The 15,634-nt window shown below is 65.5% G+C and carries 12 protein-coding genes; 2 read left to right on the top strand and 10 right to left on the bottom strand.

Annotation, left to right across the window (positions count from 1 at the left end):
• Nucleotides 1-9: 9 nt before the first annotated feature.
• The 6 genes from ABIB78_RS26310 to ABIB78_RS26285 all read right to left on the bottom strand — a co-directional run bounded on the left by ABIB78_RS26310 (nucleotide 10) and on the right by ABIB78_RS26285 (nucleotide 6,659).
• On the bottom strand, nucleotides 10-978 hold the full coding sequence (locus ABIB78_RS26310; protein WP_429029502.1) for an ABC transporter ATP-binding protein: 969 nt from the start codon (nucleotides 976-978) through the stop codon (nucleotides 10-12).
• Entirely contained in the window at nucleotides 975-1,961 is a 987-nt protein-coding gene (locus ABIB78_RS26305; RefSeq protein ID WP_429029501.1) for an ABC transporter ATP-binding protein, read from the bottom strand. Before ABIB78_RS26305 ends, ABIB78_RS26310 begins: the two co-directional genes overlap by 4 nt.
• A complete protein-coding gene (locus tag ABIB78_RS26300; protein WP_429029500.1) occupies nucleotides 1,958-2,824 on the bottom strand; it encodes an ABC transporter permease in 867 nt (288 codons plus the stop codon). Before ABIB78_RS26300 ends, ABIB78_RS26305 begins: the two co-directional genes overlap by 4 nt.
• Nucleotides 2,811-3,761 carry an ABC transporter permease gene (locus ABIB78_RS26295; RefSeq protein WP_429029499.1) on the bottom strand — a complete coding sequence of 317 codons (951 nt, stop codon included), beginning with the start codon at nucleotides 3,759-3,761 and terminating at the stop codon, nucleotides 2,811-2,813. The genes ABIB78_RS26300 and ABIB78_RS26295 overlap by 14 nt, the downstream gene beginning before the upstream one ends.
• Before the next feature lie 6 nt (nucleotides 3,762-3,767).
• Nucleotides 3,768-5,309 carry an ABC transporter substrate-binding protein gene (locus ABIB78_RS26290; protein ID WP_429029498.1) on the bottom strand — a complete coding sequence of 514 codons (1,542 nt, stop codon included), beginning with the start codon at nucleotides 5,307-5,309 and terminating at the stop codon, nucleotides 3,768-3,770.
• A 117-nt stretch (nucleotides 5,310-5,426) separates the two neighbouring features.
• Entirely contained in the window at nucleotides 5,427-6,659 is a 1,233-nt protein-coding gene (locus tag ABIB78_RS26285; RefSeq protein WP_429029497.1) for a CaiB/BaiF CoA transferase family protein, read from the bottom strand.
• 156 nt (nucleotides 6,660-6,815) lie between these two features.
• On the opposite strand from ABIB78_RS26285, the gene glgA reads away from it, so the two are divergent.
• Together glgA and ABIB78_RS26275 are read left to right on the top strand one after the other, a co-directional pair.
• Nucleotides 6,816-8,243, top strand: a complete 1,428-nt coding sequence (gene glgA / locus ABIB78_RS26280; RefSeq protein WP_429029496.1) for a glycogen synthase GlgA — start codon at nucleotides 6,816-6,818, stop codon at nucleotides 8,241-8,243.
• A gap of 191 nt (nucleotides 8,244-8,434) precedes the next feature.
• Nucleotides 8,435-9,493 carry a class I SAM-dependent methyltransferase gene (locus tag ABIB78_RS26275; protein ID WP_429029495.1) on the top strand — a complete coding sequence of 353 codons (1,059 nt, stop codon included), beginning with the start codon at nucleotides 8,435-8,437 and terminating at the stop codon, nucleotides 9,491-9,493.
• Between the two features lie 86 nt (nucleotides 9,494-9,579).
• On the opposite strand, the gene ABIB78_RS26270 is transcribed toward ABIB78_RS26275, so the two are convergent.
• The 4 genes from ABIB78_RS26270 to ABIB78_RS26255 form a co-directional block, all read right to left on the bottom strand.
• Nucleotides 9,580-11,202 (bottom strand): L,D-transpeptidase, encoded by a 1,623-nt coding sequence (locus tag ABIB78_RS26270; protein WP_429029494.1) that lies wholly within the window; start codon nucleotides 11,200-11,202, stop codon nucleotides 9,580-9,582.
• Nucleotides 11,203-11,426: 224 nt separating this feature from the next.
• Nucleotides 11,427-12,665: an MFS transporter gene (locus ABIB78_RS26265; protein WP_429029493.1), complete on the bottom strand. Its 1,239-nt coding sequence runs from the start codon at nucleotides 12,663-12,665 to the stop codon at nucleotides 11,427-11,429.
• Nucleotides 12,666-12,753: 88 nt separating this feature from the next.
• Complete coding sequence (locus ABIB78_RS26260; protein ID WP_429029492.1) at nucleotides 12,754-13,311, bottom strand: PRC-barrel domain-containing protein; 558 nt, start codon at nucleotides 13,309-13,311, stop codon at nucleotides 12,754-12,756.
• Between the two features lie 45 nt (nucleotides 13,312-13,356).
• The gene (locus ABIB78_RS26255; protein ID WP_429029491.1) at nucleotides 13,357-15,558 is read right to left on the bottom strand and encodes an amylo-alpha-1,6-glucosidase; all 2,202 of its coding nucleotides are present in this window, start codon (nucleotides 15,556-15,558) and stop codon (nucleotides 13,357-13,359) included.
• Nucleotides 15,559-15,634 lie beyond the last annotated feature (76 nt).

The following is a 15,634-nucleotide window of genomic DNA, read 5'->3' as shown; positions in this document are numbered from 1 at the left end:
GAGGCCTATTCAGACCAGCGGATGATGGCAAGCCGCGAACTGGCCGGACGCAACCACGCGCAGTTCCGGCATTTCGCTGGCACAACGCGCATCGGCCCGCGGGCAGCGGGTGCGGAAGCGGCAGCCGGAGGGTGGCGCGATCGGCGACGGCGGCTCGCCGACGGGCACGCTCTGGGTTGGGCGGACGTCCGGATCCGGCACCGGGATGGCCTCGATGAGCAGCGCGGTATAAGGATGCGCCGGTCGTGCAAACAGCTGCTCCGACGGACCGACCTCGCAGAGCCGGCCGAGATACATCACCGCGACGCGATCTGAGACCGCCTTCACCACGGCGAGGTCGTGGGCGATGAACAGCAGGGTCAGCCCGTAACGCGCCTTCATCTCCTCCAGGAGATTGAGGATCTGCGCGCGGATCGAGACGTCGAGCGCGGAGACCGGCTCGTCGCAGATCACGAATTCCGGATTGAGCACCAGCGAGCGGGCGATGCAGATGCGCTGGCACTGTCCGCCGGAGAATTCATGCGGCAGGCGTCCGCTCACCAGCGCGGGATCGAGGCCGACCGCCGACAGCACCTCGCTGACCCGCCGCCGGCGTTCCTCGGGATCCTTGACGCCCGCGATCACCAGCGGCTCGGCGACGATATCGCCGATCCGCCGCCGCGGATTGAGCGACGCAATCGGGTCCTGAAAGATCAGCTGCACGCGCCGGCGCATCTTGCGCAGCCCCTCGCCCTTCAGGGTGGTGAGATCGTGGCCGTCGAACAGCACTTTGCCGGAGACGGCCTGGCGCAACTGCAGCACGGCGCGGCCGAGCGTGGACTTGCCGCAGCCGGATTCGCCGACCAGCCCCAGCGTCTCGCCGCGGGCGATTTCGAGGCTGACATCGGATACGGCATGGATGGTCTTGCCCCCCACCGAATATTCGACGACGAGGTTTTCCACTTTCATCAGCGGATTGGGTGCGGCCTGCAGCATCATGCGCCGCCCCCCGCAGCGATCGGATGGAAGCAGGCATAGAGATGCTCCGGCGTCTCCGCGGGGCTGAGCCGCGGCTTCTCCGCGCCGCAGCGATCGGCGGAATAGCGGCAGCGCGGCGAGAACGAACAGCCCTTGAGCGGCCGGGTCGGATCGGGCGGCCGTCCCGAGATCGCCGGCAGCGGCGTATGCGGTGGGACGTCGAGTTTCGGCAGCGCGCCGAGCAGCGCCTCGGTGTAGGGCATCCGCATCTTCTTGAACAAGGCCGGCGTCGGCGCGCGCTCCACGACGCGTCCCGCATACATCACCGCGACCTCGTCGGTGCGGCCGGCGACCACGCCGAGGTCATGCGTGATGATGATCATCGCCATATGACGGCGCTGCTGCTCGCGTGCCAGCAGATCAAGGATCTGCGCCTGGATGGTGACGTCGAGCGCGGTGGTCGGCTCGTCCGCGATCAGAAGCTGCGGCTCGCAGGACAGCGCCACCGCGATCGCGACGCGCTGGCGCATGCCGCCGGAGAGTTGGTGCGGATATTGCGCCAGCCGCTGCTCGGGCGCGGGAATGCCGACCGCCGCCAGCAGTTCGATGCTGCGCTGCCTGGCCTGGGCACGATCGAGCTCGAGATGCTCCTGAATGGTCTCGATCAGCTGGGTGCCTATGGTCAGCACCGGATTGAGCGACGTCATGGGGTCCTGGAACACGACCGCGAGCGAGCGGCCGCGCAGCTTGCGCAACTTCTCCGCCGACAGTCGTGTCAGATCCTGCCCGTCGAACATCACGCGGCCGGACAGTTTCGCCTTCTTGGGCAGCAGTTGCAGGATCGCGCGCGACAACATGGTCTTGCCGCAACCGGACTCGCCGACAATGCCGAGCGTCCTGCCGGCGCCGACGGCGAGATCGACATGATCCACCGCCCGCAAATTGCCGCGTGGGGTCGGCAGGTCAACCACCGCATTCTCGACCAAGAGCAGCGCACCGCTCATAGCGCACCTTGCCTGGGATCGGTCAGCGCGCGCATCGTGTCGCCGATCAGGTTGAACGAAAGCACGGTCAGGAACATCGCGATCGCCGGAATGAAGGCGAGCTGTGGCGCCACATCGAGGCTTTCGCGCCCCTCCCCGATCATGCTGCCCCAGCTCGAGATCGGCGGCGGCACGCCGAGACCGAGGAAAGACAGCGCCCCCTCGACCACGATGGTGACGGCGACGCCGAGCAAGAAGAAGGCGAGCAGCGGCAGTAGCACGTTGGGCAGCAGTTCGCGCAGCACGATGCGCGCATGGGTGGCGCCCAGCGCCTGCGCGGCAATGACGAATTCGCGCCGCGCCAGCGACAAGGTCGCGGCCCGCGCCACCCGCATGAAGGCGGGAATGCCGAGCACGCCGAGGATGCAGGTCAGATTGAAGATCGACTGGCCGAGATAGGCGGTAACCGCAAGCGCCAGGATCAGCGGCGGGAACGCCAAGAGCACATCCATGCTGCCGACGACGAACGATTCGAAGCGGCCGCGGAAATAGCCGGCGAGCATGCCGAGCGCGCCGCCGATGGTGACCCCGATCATCGGTGCGCAAAGGCCGACGATCAGCGAGATGCGCGCGCCATAGATCAGGCGCGACAGCTCGTCACGGCCGAGGCCGTCGGTGCCGAGCCAATGCTCGGCCGAAATCGGCGCCCGCCGCTCCAGCATGTCCATGTCGGTCGGGCTCGGCAGCGGCAGCAGGTCGGCAAAGATCGCGACCGCGAACACCAGCACCATCCAGCCGATCGCGATCCAGAACAGCGCGCCAAGCCGGCGGCGGGCCGGCGTCGCACCGGCCTCGTCCTCGAGGCTGAGCTCAAGCGTGGCCATGGCGGATCCTCGGGTCGAGAAGGGCGTAGAGCATGTCGACGATGAAATTCATGATCACGAAGCCCACGGCGACGAGCAGCACCACGCCCTGCAGGATGATGAGGTCGCGGGTATAGATCGCGCCGACCAAGAGACGGCCGATCCCCGGCAGGGCGAAGATCGATTCGACGATGACGGCGCCACCGATCAGGCGGCCGATATTGATGCCGGTGATGGTGACGAGCGTCAGCGACGACGGCTTCAGCGCATGCACGAACAGGATGCGCGACGGCTTCAGGCCCTTCGCCTTGGCGAGCGCGATATAGTCCTCCTGAAGCGCCGCGATCATGTCGGAGCGCAGCACCCGCATGATGCCCGGCCATTCCGCAAGCCCGAGCGTCAGCGCCGGCAGCACCATGAAGCGCAGATTGGCGACCGGGTCCTCGGTGAGCGGGACATAGCCGGTCGCCGGCAACAGCCGCAGCTCGACCGCAAACAGGTAGATCAGCAGGATCGCGGACAGGAAGGTCGGCACCGACAGCATGCCGAAGGCCGAGCCGGTCATGAAGCGGTCGAACGCACTGCCGGCCTTGGCCGCGCAGGCGATCGCAAGCGGCACGCCGATCGCAAGCCCGATCAGCTCGGCGAAAATCATCAGCTCGAACGAGACCGGGATGCGTTCGCTGACAGCCTGCAACACGGTCTGCCCGGTGCGGAAGGACCGTCCGAAATCACCCTGCAGGATATGCCACAGCCAGCCGAGATAGCGCAGCCAGATCGGCTGATCGAGCCCCATGTCGTGACGCAGCGCCGCGACGTTCTCAGGCGTCGCCTGGTCACCGAGGATCACATAGGCCAGATCGCCAGGCAACAGCGAGGCGATCACGAAGGTCAGCACCGAAACGGCGATCAGCACCGGCACCAGATACAGGAGCCTGCGCGCGACGAAGAACAGCATGAAAGGCTATTCCTTCCAGGCGTAGGAGACGTCGAGCACCCCGTTGAACATTTTCGGCACGCCCTTCACCTTCGCGCTCGAGATCGCGTAGTAGGTGTTCTGGAAGGTCCAGAACCAGATCGCTTCCTTGTTGATCAGGCGACTGATCGCGCAATAGTCCTCGATGCGCTTGGCGACGTCGGCCGTGGTTCGCGCATGCTCCAGCAACCGGTCCAGCTCCGGATTGGAGTAGTTCGCCAGCGCCACCGGGCTGCCGGTGTGGAAATTGGCGTACATCTGCGGATCGGGATCGGCGAGATCGACGATGCGCCACGGCGTGAGCTGGAACTGGCGCATGAAGGCGCGCGGCGGAATGGTCGCCTGATCGACCTGCTCGATCTCCATATTGGCGCCGATGCGCTTCCAGAATTGCTGCAACACCTGACCGCCGGTGCGGCCGCGCGGCGTCGCCGTGACCAGCATCTTGAACTCGACCGGCTTGCCGTAATCGTTGATCAACGCCTTGGCCTTTTCGACATCGTAAGGCAACGCGCCGTCATCCTTGCACTTCACCCACGAGCCGTCGCCATAGGGATTGCTGGCCGGTCGCGCCAAGCCATTGGTAATCGCTTGCGACATCTTCTTGCGGTCGAGCGCCATCACCAGCGCCTGGCGGACACGCACGTCGTCGAACGGCGGGACCTTGGTGTTGAAGGCGGCGACCGCAGCGCCCGAGCCCTCATAGGTATGCACGGTCAGACTAGCGTCTTTGCGCGCCTTGATAATGTTGTCGGCGTCGGCCTCGTCGTCCCAGATGATGTCGGCCTCGCCGGATTGCAGCGAGGCAAAGCGCGACTGCGCATCCGGCAGCGGCTTCAGGATGATGCGGTCGAGATAGGGCTTGCCCTTGTCCCAATAGTCCGGGTTCTTCTCGAGCACCATGCGGTCGCCGGCGGTCCAGGATTTCAGGATGTAGGGACCGGTGCCGACCGGGTTGCGGTTGTAATCGTCGCCCTTGGTCTTCCACGCGGTCGGCGACTGCATCACGTTGTTGGAGCTTTGGATCGACTGGGTCGCCGGGAAGTTCACCGACGGGTCGCTGAAATTGTAGACCACGGTCAGGTCATCGACCGCCTGCACGCTGATGATGCTCGTGATGTAGAAGGCGCAGCGGCACTTGTTGGCCGGATCCTTCTGGCGGTCGAAATTCTCCTTCACCGCCTGTGCATTGAACGGCGTGCCGTCGTGGAATTTGACACCGGGCCGCAACTTGATGGTCCAGGTCTTGAAGTCGTCGGAATGCTCCCAGGACAGCGCGAGCTTCGGCTTCGGCTCGCCCTTGTCGTCGAGCGTGGTCAGCGTGTCGAAGATTGCGGCCGCCGCGGTGTTGGCCGATGTGTCGTAGACGCCGACCTTGAGCGGGTCGAAGCCCGGAATGTCGAGCTCCTGGCCGACGGTGAGCGTACCGCCCTGCTTCTGCGCATTGGCCGGCACAGCGAATGCCGCCGCAGCTAATCCCGCCACAAGAAATATGCGCGCAACTGCGTGCGCGCGCCCGACCAGCTTCATCCGTGCTCCCTCCCAAGTGGGCGACGTCCGGTGTTCCGGATCGTCGTATGTCGGGAGGCAGCTTGTCCGGAATCGCCGCGCGCGACAAGACCGTAAAACGGATGAAAAGCCGCAGGCTTAACTGTACGCGGTCTTTTCCGGTTGCGCGGCGAAGCCTGCGATCTGATCGTCGGAGAGGCCGATCTCCTTCAAGTACGACAGCGTGTGCTCGCCGAGCGTCGACATCCGCTTCCGTGCCCCGACGGTCGCACCGGACATGCGGAACGGCAGATTGAGCACCTTGAAGCTGCCGCCGCCGTCCCTGACCTCCGCCAATGCGCCGCGATGGGCGATTTGCGGATCGGCGAGCGCCTCGCGCACGGCGCGATAGGCCGACGACGGCACGCCATATTCGTTGAGCGCGGCGAGGCAGGCATGCGTGCTGACCGCACGCGACCACGCCTCGACGCCCTCCATCAGGCCCGCCCAGTTCTCCCGCCGATCGGAATATTTGGCGAAGCGCGGATCGGATACCCATTCGGGCCGGCCGATCACCTGCATCAGGTTCTGGAACGTCTTCTCGCTGGCGATCGCCACCATCACGTAGCCATCGGTGGTTTCGATCGGGCCAAACATCGGGCGCTGCGTTTGCTTCACCTCGAATTGCGACCACTGCAACTCGTTCAGGGTCAGGCTCAGCATCGATTCCAGCATCGAGACGTCGATATGCTGGCCCTTGCCGCTCGCACTGCGCTGATAGAGTGCCGCCGAGATCGCGCCGAAGGCGTAAACGCCGGTCAGCACATCGGCGTGATAGATGCCGCAATAGTCCGGCCGGCTGCGGCCCGGCTGATAGGCGAGATGCGCCATCTCGTAGCCCGAGGCGGCATGGATCACCGGCGCATAGGCCGGCAATTCCGCCGACGGGCCGGTCTGGCCGTAGCCGGAGATCGAGCAAAAGATCAGCTTCGGATTGATGTCGCGGACCGAGGTATAATCCAGCTTCAGCCGCCGCATCACGCCGGGGCGGAAATTCTCCACCAGCACGTCGGCGGTTGCGATCAGCCGGCGCACGGCTTCGACGCCGGCCGGCGACTTCAGGTCGAGCACAAGGCTGTTCTTGCCGATATTGAGCTGGCCGAACGCGGTCGAGCAATTGTTGCGCACCGGCGGCCGCGTCCGCATCGTCTCGCCTTCGGCGGGCTCGATCTTGATCACCTCCGCGCCCATGTCGGCGAGCATCCGCGTGCAATGAGGTCCGGCGATCGTGGTCGAAAAATCGAGCACGCGAAGGCCGTCGAAGCTCTGTGTCAAATTCCCCTCATCGTCAGCAGCTATTGTCGTTACCAAGGCTTCCTCCAGCTTCGTCATTCTGCGTCGTTTGGCGCGGCGTGACCCTAAAGTGAGCCGCCCTGACAGGAAAGCGTCTCGTCCAGACCGGGACCGCGGACCGTCTTGCATTTTACTCAAAGGCAGATTGGACCCGATCTTGCATAGCCCGGTCACGGGCTGGAACGAGGGCGCTTGTTGAAGGTCTTATTCGTCACGACGGAGATGGACGATTTCGTCCGCGTGGGCGGGCTCGGCGCCGTTTCCGCTGCACTTCCCCGGGCGCTCCGCCCCTGGAGCGACGTCAGGATCATACTTCCCGGTTACCGGGATGTGGTCGAACAGTTCACTCATATTGAAATCGTTGGACAATGCGCAGCCCTTGCCGAGATGCCGGCCTGCACGCTCGGCCGCGCATCGACCAGGGACGGGCTGCCGGTCTACGTGCTGCTGTGTCCGCAACTCTACGACCGGCCGGGCAATCCCTATGGCGATGAGTCCGGCCGCGACTGGCCCGACAACGACATCCGCTTCGGCCGCTTTGCTTCGGCCGCTGCCGAACTTGCAGCCGGAACGCTGGACAAGAATTGGGCAGCGGACCTCGTTCACGCCAACGATTGGCAGGCCGCGCTGACGCCGGCCTACCTCGCATGGCGCGGCGCGCGGATTCCATCAATCCTGACCATCCACAATCTCGCCTATCAGGGCCTGTTTCCGCGGTACTCGCTGCGGCGGATCGGCGCGCCGGAAAGCTCATTCAACATCGATGGGCTGGAGTTCTACGACAAGCTCTCCTTCCTCAAGGGCGGCCTCGTCTACGCCTCACATCTGACCACGGTCAGCGCGACCTACGCGAAGGAGATCACCACGGTTGAACTCGGCTGCGGTCTGGAGGGCCTCTTGCGCGTCCGCTCCGAGGCCGACCAGCTGACCGGCATCCTGAACGGCATCGACGAGAGCTGGGACCCGCGCCATTGCGCGCAGCTCGCGAAGCCGTTCGGCGCCGGCGACTGGAAGGGCAAGCAGGCCAACGCAGACTATGTCCGCCGGCAATTCGGGCTTGCGGTCTCGCGCGGGCCGATCTTCGGCCTGGTCGCGCGGCTCGTGCATCAGAAGGGCGTCGACCTCGTGCTGTCGGCCGCCGACGAGATCATCAGGGATGGCGGGCAGATCGTCGTCACGGGCAGCGGTGAGCCCGCGCTCGAGGACGCGCTGGTGGCCGCGCACCGGCGCAGGCCCGACGCGATCGGCGTCATCATCGGCTTCAACGACGCGCAGGCGCGCCGGATCTTCGCCGGCAGCGATTTCACCCTGATGCCGTCGCGCTTCGAGCCCTGCGGCCTCAGCCAGATGTATGCGCAGCGCTTCGGCTCGCTGCCGATCGGCCACCAGACCGGTGGCCTTGCCGAGACTATCGCCGACGGCGAGACTGGCTTCCTGTTCTCGCAGCCGTCGGCGGAATCCTTCCTCGGCGGTGTCAGGCGCGCCTTCGAGGCCTACGGCGCCAAGGAGCGCCTCAACACCATGCGCGCCAGCGCGATGGCCAAATCCTACAGCTGGGACCTGTCGGCCGCCTGCTACGGCGCGCTGTACAAGAAGCTGATCATGCCGCGGGCGGTCGCGTAGGCCGCCTGCCTCGCAGGTTTGTGAAGGCAGACGCTCTGGGATCCCAGCAGCTCAGTAACAATCGGCCTCTTCCGCCGAACCTATTCGTGCGATCATGCCGGTCTCCCGGGTGCCCGCCCGGACGACGACGCGTGCATGAAAATTGCGAATGATGGACTTTTCTCAAAACCCGATTGCGATGGAGGAACATCATGGATGTCAACGAGGAGCGCCTTAATTCATTCATGGGAAAGATGATTGGCGATGTCGGCGCGGCAATGAACGCCTCGCTGATGCTGCTGGGAGACAAGCTCGGACTCTACAAGGCTCTCGCGCAGCAAGGACCGATGAATGCCGCGGCGCTGGCGAAGGCAACGGGAACCGCCGGGCGTTACGTTCAGGAATGGCTTTCCGCACAGGCCGCTTCCGGCTACGTCGAGTACGACAGCGCAACCGGAAAATTCTCGATGCTGCCCGAGCAGGCACTCGCGCTCGCCGACGAGGACAGCCCGGTCTTCCTCGGTGCCGTGGGGAGCCTTGTCGGCGCGACCTTTCTCGACGAGCCGAAAATTGCCGACGCGTTCAAGACCGGCAAGGGCGTCGGCTGGGACAAGCGCAGCGAGTGCCTGTTTTGCGGCACCGCCCGCTTCTTCCGCACCAGCTACAAGCATTATCTGGTGCAGGAATGGCTGCCGGCACTCGACGGCGTCGTCGACAAGCTGAAGAGAGGCGCTGTCGTCGCCGACGTGGGCTGCGGGCATGGCGTCTCGACGCGGTTGATGGCGGAGGCGTTTCCGAAATCAACCTTCTACGGTTTCGACTATCACGACGGCTCGATCGAGGCGGCGCGAATGTCCGCGAGGGAGGCGGGACTGTCGGACCGCGTTCATTTCCAGACGCACTCCGCCAAGGACTTCCCCGCCAACCGGTATGACCTGGTGTGCTTCTTCGACTGCCTGCACGACATGGGTGATCCGGTCGGCGCCCTCAGGCACACCCGCTCCACCCTCGCCGACGACGGCACTTGCATGCTGATCGAGCCGTTCGCCAACGATCGGCTGGAGGACAACCTCAACCCGATCGGGCGGGTCTACTACGCCGCCTCGACGATGATCTGCACGCCCGCCTCGCTGGACCAGGAGGTCGGGCTTGCGCTGGGAGCGCAGGCCGGCGAGACCAGACTGCGCGAGGTCGCGCGCCAAGGCGGCTTCTCACGGTTCCGCCGCGCGGCCGAAACGCCGTTCAACCTGATCCTGGAAGCCCGGCCCTAACAGCACTACGCGATCGGACGGTGGTGCCACACCGCCGTCCGACGTTCACAGTGCGGTTGTTTCCTTGCGGCTACGCTGCCGGCGCCCTACCAGTCCTGCGATTGCCAGTAGTACTGGCCGCCGCCGCGTCGGCGCGGATTGGCGGCTTGAGGATTGCCATAATACGGAGTGCCGTACTGGGTCGGCCCTTGCGGATTGCCGTATTGAGGATAGCCGTATTGGGTGCCCGACTGGGGATTCCAGCTGCGCTGACTGAAGAAGCCGAAGCCGTCGTCCCCGCTCGCAACCATTTCGTCGTTCATCATCGGCCTGGTCGGCTTGCGCGTGATGAAACCGCCTTGGGGCTGGTTGCTCAGCACCGCAACGAACTCGGTGCGGTAGTTGGTCTCGGCGCTCAGCGGCTCGTCCGAGATGATGATCGAAGAGCGCGGCATGGCGGTCGGCGCAATGCGATCCAGCACATCCTGCGGGATGGTGATGCGGTCGAGCGCGTCCTTGGCGTTGTCTCCGTCATCGATCGTCACCTCGGTCCAGCGCAGGCCGGTGTCGTTGCGCGCTATCGCCGTGAAGATATGCGTGCCGATCGGCTTGTCCGGATCGCGAATGGTGACGGGAACCTCGATGCTTGAATCGAATACCTCGCCGCCATCAGCCCATGGCTTATGGGTGTTGCGCCGGACGTAAAGTTTCTGCGTTGCGCGACTGATGTAGACAGAGACCGGCTCGAGCACGAGCTTCGCCTCGGTCGCCGCCTTCTGGGTGTCGACCTTCCTGGTCTCGGCCGCCTTGGCCGCATCCTTCGCGGCCGCTGCGGCATCGAGCTTCGGCTTCGCGTCACCCTGGGCAGAATCGAACTGCGCGGTCGCTTCCGCGGCCTTCGCGGCAGCCTTCTGCTTCATATCCTCGGCGCGCGCCTTGGCCTGGTCGGTCTTGGCACTAGCGAGCGTCTTGTCGGCGAACGCAAGCTCGGCGTCGGCACGGGTCTTGGCCCGTTCCAGCTTGCGCAGTGACAGCGGCGTGAACTGCGCAGCTTCCTTTGTCGCGGCCGCGGAAGCCTTCTTTGCCTCGTCGGCCACCTTGGCGGCATCCGCAGCCTCGCGGGCGAGCGTCTCGGCACGCGCCGGAGCAGCCGCGATCGCCTGGGCGTTCGGCACGAACAGCGCCGGGTGGGTGAAATCGACCGGAGCCGGGTCGTTCGGCGCGATGATCACCCGCATCCCGATGCGCGTCTTGTCGAACAGCTTCTCGGCAAAGTCGTAGGGCATCCGCACGCAGCCGTGCGAGGCCGCATATCCCGGCAGCGGCCCGCCATGCAGCGCGATGCCGTTCCAGGTGATGCGCTGCATGTTCGGCATCCAGGCATCGTCGTACAGGGTCGAGTGGTGGTCCTTGTCCTTCTCGATCAGCGCAAACACGCCGGCCGGCGTCTCGCGTCCCGTGACGCCGCTCGACACCGGCGCGCGGTAGATCCAGCCATCGGCGTCGTAGAACGTGACCTTCTGGGCCTTGATCGAGACGATCGCCATGATCGGCTCGCCCGCGGTGCGCGGCGCCGTCGCCTCGGCGGTTGCCGCCGGACGCTGCTGTTTCGCCGCGACAGCGCCGGTCAGTGACGCAAGTGTGACCATCGCTGCGAAAGTCACAAAGGCAGGATGCCCCCAACGCCGCATCGTTCCGGTGGTTTGCGCCATCGTCGCTCGATTTACCATTGCCATTCCTCGGTCGAAATGCCTGTCCGCGCTGCGTCGATCCGTACCAGATCACGATTTTGGATTAATTAATCGCTGTCGCGAACTCGCTCTTGGGGAACCATTCATTCATATAAGACGGCGCATGCAGGAGGAAGGGTACGCGCGGCTAAAACCGACCCGTAGCCGGCGAAATCCGTGGTCAGGAAGGTGGCGGCCAATGGCGCCGCAGGCGCGCTTCGCCGTCATGCGGTCCGCCGCGTCTCCGGCATCACCAGCCAGGTCACGAGCAGCCCGAACGCGGCGACGGCGGCCAGGCCCATGAAGGCGGTGCTGCTGCCGAGCTTGTCGCTGACATAGCCGGCCAGCACCGTGCTGAGCGATGCGCCGATACCGACCGCGGTGCCGACAATGCCCTGCGCCAGGTTGAAATGGCCGCTGCCGAACGCGACGTCGGCCACGATCAGCGGCACCATCACGCTGAAAATCGCCGCGGTGATACCGTCGAAAATCTGCACCATGACCAGCAGATAGGGATCGCGCACCGTTGCAAACAGGAGGCCACGGATCGCAAGCGCGGCGAATGCAATCAGGAGCAGCGGTCGCCGGCCCCGGGCCTGGGCCCTGCGGCCGACCGACGGCGAGGTCAGCGCGACGATCGCCTGCGGCACAATGATGCAGGCCGCGATCAACACCGGCGCCCACTGGCTCGACCGGGTCGTGACCACGCCCGCCATCAACGGCAGCATCGCGGCATTGGCCAGCTGGAACAGCATCATCGCGCCGGCAAAGATCAGGAGTGTCCGCTGCCGTACCAGGCCGATGACGCTGGTGGCGCGCTTGTCCGGGACCTCCCGCTTCACCGCGCCGTGGGCCTGCGCGATGTCGATCTCACGCTCGCGGATCCGCGCCAGCGACAACAGCGTCGGGATCGCCAGGATGAAGGTGACGAGGAACACCGAGCGGCTCGACAACAGATAGCCGCAGGCGCCCATCAGCGCCGCGGCCGAGCCGTTGCCGAGCGAGGCGAAGCGCGCATTGCGGCCGAGTCGCTCGCCCATCGCAAGCGGCCCGACCAGGCCGAGGCTGATCGCGGCGATCGCCGGGCCAAGCACGCAGCTTGCAAGCGCGTGCAATATCGCGGCGAGCGTCACCACGGGAAAGATCGGCCAGAGTGCGTAGGCCAGCGCGCTTGAACCGATGGCGGCAACCGCACAGCCCGCCACGACCCGCTCCGAGCGCGCCGCATCGACGATCGCCCCGCCGGGCACCTGGCCCAGCAGGCCGATGATGCCGCCGATCGAGAGCACGAAGCCGATCTCGACCTGGGTCCATTTCTGCGTCGTCAGATAGACCGCAATAAACGGCCCGAAGCCGGTCTGCACGTCGGCCAGGAAGAAGATGAACCAGTCGAGCCCGCGCTGGCTTTCGCGCGACGGAGCACGCGGTTCCTCGGGACCGGGTTGATCGGGCACAAGCGGCACAACGTTAGCGTCGCTGGCTGATCGCTTGCCACGATCGTCGCCAACCGTCTCGAAGGAAGAGTCCGGACGCGCGACCAGCTTTATCCCCCTAATGTTCATAATCCCATGGATGGAGATTGCCGGCCGCGCCCAGCACGATCAGCGGCGCATCTTCCTTGTATTCGGGCGCAGCGCTCACCTGCTGCTTGTTCAGGTCCAGCGTAATGCTGTCGCTCTTGCTGGAAACGCCGGCGAAGCGCAGCGCGTTCCAGTCGACCACGATCTTGCGGCTGCCGACGCCGAGGAAGCCGCCGAAATCGATCACCGCGGCGCGGACCTTGCCGTCGCGGTCGACGATGACGTCGACGATGCGGCCCATGTCCTCATTGGCGGAACTGCGAACGTCGCGCCCGAGGATGCCGTGCGCATCGCGCGCGCCGATCACGGTCACCGAAGGCGGCGGCGACGGCTCCTTGGCCTGCTCCTTCGGCGCCGCAGGGGCTGCCGGCGGCGCAGGAGGTGCTGGCGGCGCCTGGGCTGCCGGCGGCGCCTGGACTGCCAGTGGCGGTGATGGTGCCTGCGACGGCGATTCATCGTTGGCGGCGCGGACACCTTCGCATGTCAGCAGCGCCGCTGCGACCAGCATGATTACGATCCTCGGACGCATGTTACTCTCTCCCCACGATTTTCCGGCGCACGCATGCCGCGACGCTCAATGCGTCAGCACGATCGACACCTGGATCTGGCCGCGCGTGTGCAACACTTCGAGTGATACTTCGTCGCCATGGCGGCGCAGCCTCAAATCGACGCTGGACGCGCCGAGCCTGAGATCGCGCAGTACCACGTCGTTGAGGAATTCCGGCAGGCACGGATCGCGCAGCCGGATCTCGCCGCGCGCGGTGTCGAATTCCAACCCGAGCGCCGCCTCCAGCAGCGTGAACGGCGTCGCGCTCGCCCAGGCCTGCGGTGCACAGGCCACGGGATAAAGCACCGGGCCGCGCCGACGCTCGCGGCGGAAGCCGCAGAACAGCTCCGGCAACCGCCGCAGCTCCATATAGCTCGCGGCGTCGAACAGGCCCTTGAACAGATGCGCGACCGAATGCTTGAGGCCGTAACGGGCAAGTCCGAGTGCGATCAGCGCATTGTCATGCGGCCAGATCGAGCCGTCGTGATAGGACATCGGATTGTAGCGCGCCTCGCCCGCGGCGACGGTGCGGATGCCCCAGCCCGAGAAGAATTTCTGGCTCATCAGGTCGGCGGCGACCCGACGCGCGCGATCCTCGAGCACCATGCCGGAAAACAAGGTCTGTCCGGCATTCGACGTGCGCACCTTGCACTGCCGTTTGGCGCCGTCGAGCGCGAGCGCATAGGTGCCGAGCTCCTCGCACCAGAATGCCTCCTCGAACCGCGCGCGCAGCTGCTCGGCCTCGGCATCGAGCTTCGCAGCTTTGTCCGCAAAGCCGAGCTGGCGCGCCGCACGCGCGGCAAGCCGCTTGCCGGCGAACACATAGCCCTGCACTTCCGCCAGCGCGATATTGCCCTCGGCAAGCGTTCCGTCGGCGTGGAAGATGGCGTCGAAGGAGTCCTTCCAGCCCTGGTTCCGCAGGCCCTCCTCGGTCGCGCGCTGATACTCGACGAAACCGTCGCGATCGGGGTCGCCCGGACCGTCGATCCATTGCAACCCGGCTTCGACCGCCGACCACAGCTCGCGCAACGTCTCCACATCGCCGGTGCGCTCCAGATAGAGCCCGGCGAGCAGCACGAACAGCGGGGTCGAATCGACGCTGCCGTAATAATGCGCGAAGGGCACCTCGCGAAGCGCAGCCATCTCGCCGCCGCGCATCTCGTGCAGGATCTTGCCCGGTGCGGCATCGGCGAGCGGATCGACCGCCTTGGCCTGGAACAGCGCGAGCCGTTTCAGCACGCCCTTGGCGATCCGCGGATCGACCCACAGCATCTGCAGCGCGGTGATCAGCCCGTCGCGGCCGAATGTCGTCGAATACCACGGAATGCCGGCATAGGGATAACGGCCCTGCGGCGTCTCCGTCATCAGCATATTGAGGTCGGCCATCGCCTGGCACAGCACCTCGTTGAAGATGTTGTTGGAGGTCTCGATGCTGGCCGCACCGGCCGACGAAGTCCGCATCTCGCGGCGATGCGCCAAGAGCCCGCGGAAGAACGGCACCGGCTTCTGCATGATCGGCTTGTTGCAGGACACCGCGACGAACAGCGACGTGACCTGCCCCGGCTCGAGGTCGAAATGATAGGTCGCGGCGTTGACCGACAGCCGCGTCGGCCGCGGATCGAAGTGCAGCGCGGTGATCCGCGTCTGCTCGTCGAGGCCGCAATATTCCAGCACGACGTCGGTCGGACCCAGCAGCTTGCTCGAGCCGATGCCACGCCGCGGCCGCCGCTCGCCGCGCACCTCGAACAGGTCGGCGAAATCATTGTCGAACAAGAGAGTGAGATCGAAGCTCGCGGCATGATCGCCGTGGTTCTGCAGACCGATGCGCTGATAGGCGGTGCCGCGCCACAGGAAGATCGAGCGCACGATGTGCAGCGTATCCTTCTGCAGGGTCAGTCGGCCGTCGCGATAGACGTCGGAGTTGGTGAGATCGACCGTCAGCGCCGAATTGTCGTCGCGCATGTTGGAGCCGAGCAGGAGCGGCTGCACGTCCTCCAGCACCATTTCCAGCCGAGCAAGGTAGCGCGTGTCGGCGTTGAACAGGCCGTCCGGCCCACCAGCCGAGGCGCCGATGTCGCCATGGCTGTCGAGCACGATGAAGGTGTCGTCATGCTTGAGCGAGCGCCGCGGCCGCGCCGCGGGCCCGGTCATCGGAATGTAGAACGGCGATTCGGCGACGTGCTCAGTGATGCGAGCAGTAATGATCTGCGTAACGACGTCAGCTGCCATCTGAACCTCTGGCGACTTTGCTTGGCTCGAATCTCGGCTCGAATCTCGGCTCGAACGAACGCAGCGGAACGCAAGC

It is taken from the genome of Bradyrhizobium sp. I1.14.4 (assembly GCF_050435825.1).
Classification (GTDB): domain Bacteria; phylum Pseudomonadota; class Alphaproteobacteria; order Rhizobiales; family Xanthobacteraceae; genus Bradyrhizobium.
This window is presented reverse-complemented; position numbering and strand designations above follow the sequence as displayed.

Bases quoted from the DNA above. Each gene is read 5' to 3' on its own strand.
- ABIB78_RS26285 (WP_429029497.1), bottom strand. From the start codon at position 6,659: ATGACGAAGCTGGAGGAAGCCTTGGTAACGACAATAGCTGCTGACGAT.
- ABIB78_RS26310 (WP_429029502.1), bottom strand. From the start codon at position 978: ATGATGCTGCAGGCCGCACCCAATCCGCTGATGAAAGTGGAAAACCTC.
- ABIB78_RS26300 (WP_429029500.1), bottom strand. From the start codon at position 2,824: ATGGCCACGCTTGAGCTCAGCCTCGAGGACGAGGCCGGTGCGACGCCG.
- ABIB78_RS26295 (WP_429029499.1), bottom strand. From the start codon at position 3,761: ATGCTGTTCTTCGTCGCGCGCAGGCTCCTGTATCTGGTGCCGGTGCTG.
- ABIB78_RS26275 (WP_429029495.1), top strand. From the start codon at position 8,435: ATGGATGTCAACGAGGAGCGCCTTAATTCATTCATGGGAAAGATGATT.
- ABIB78_RS26305 (WP_429029501.1), bottom strand. From the start codon at position 1,961: ATGAGCGGTGCGCTGCTCTTGGTCGAGAATGCGGTGGTTGACCTGCCG.
- ABIB78_RS26270 (WP_429029494.1), bottom strand. From the start codon at position 11,202: ATGGTAAATCGAGCGACGATGGCGCAAACCACCGGAACGATGCGGCGT.
- ABIB78_RS26260 (WP_429029492.1), bottom strand. From the start codon at position 13,311: ATGCGTCCGAGGATCGTAATCATGCTGGTCGCAGCGGCGCTGCTGACA.
- ABIB78_RS26255 (WP_429029491.1), bottom strand. From the start codon at position 15,558: ATGGCAGCTGACGTCGTTACGCAGATCATTACTGCTCGCATCACTGAG.
- ABIB78_RS26290 (WP_429029498.1), bottom strand. From the start codon at position 5,309: ATGAAGCTGGTCGGGCGCGCGCACGCAGTTGCGCGCATATTTCTTGTG.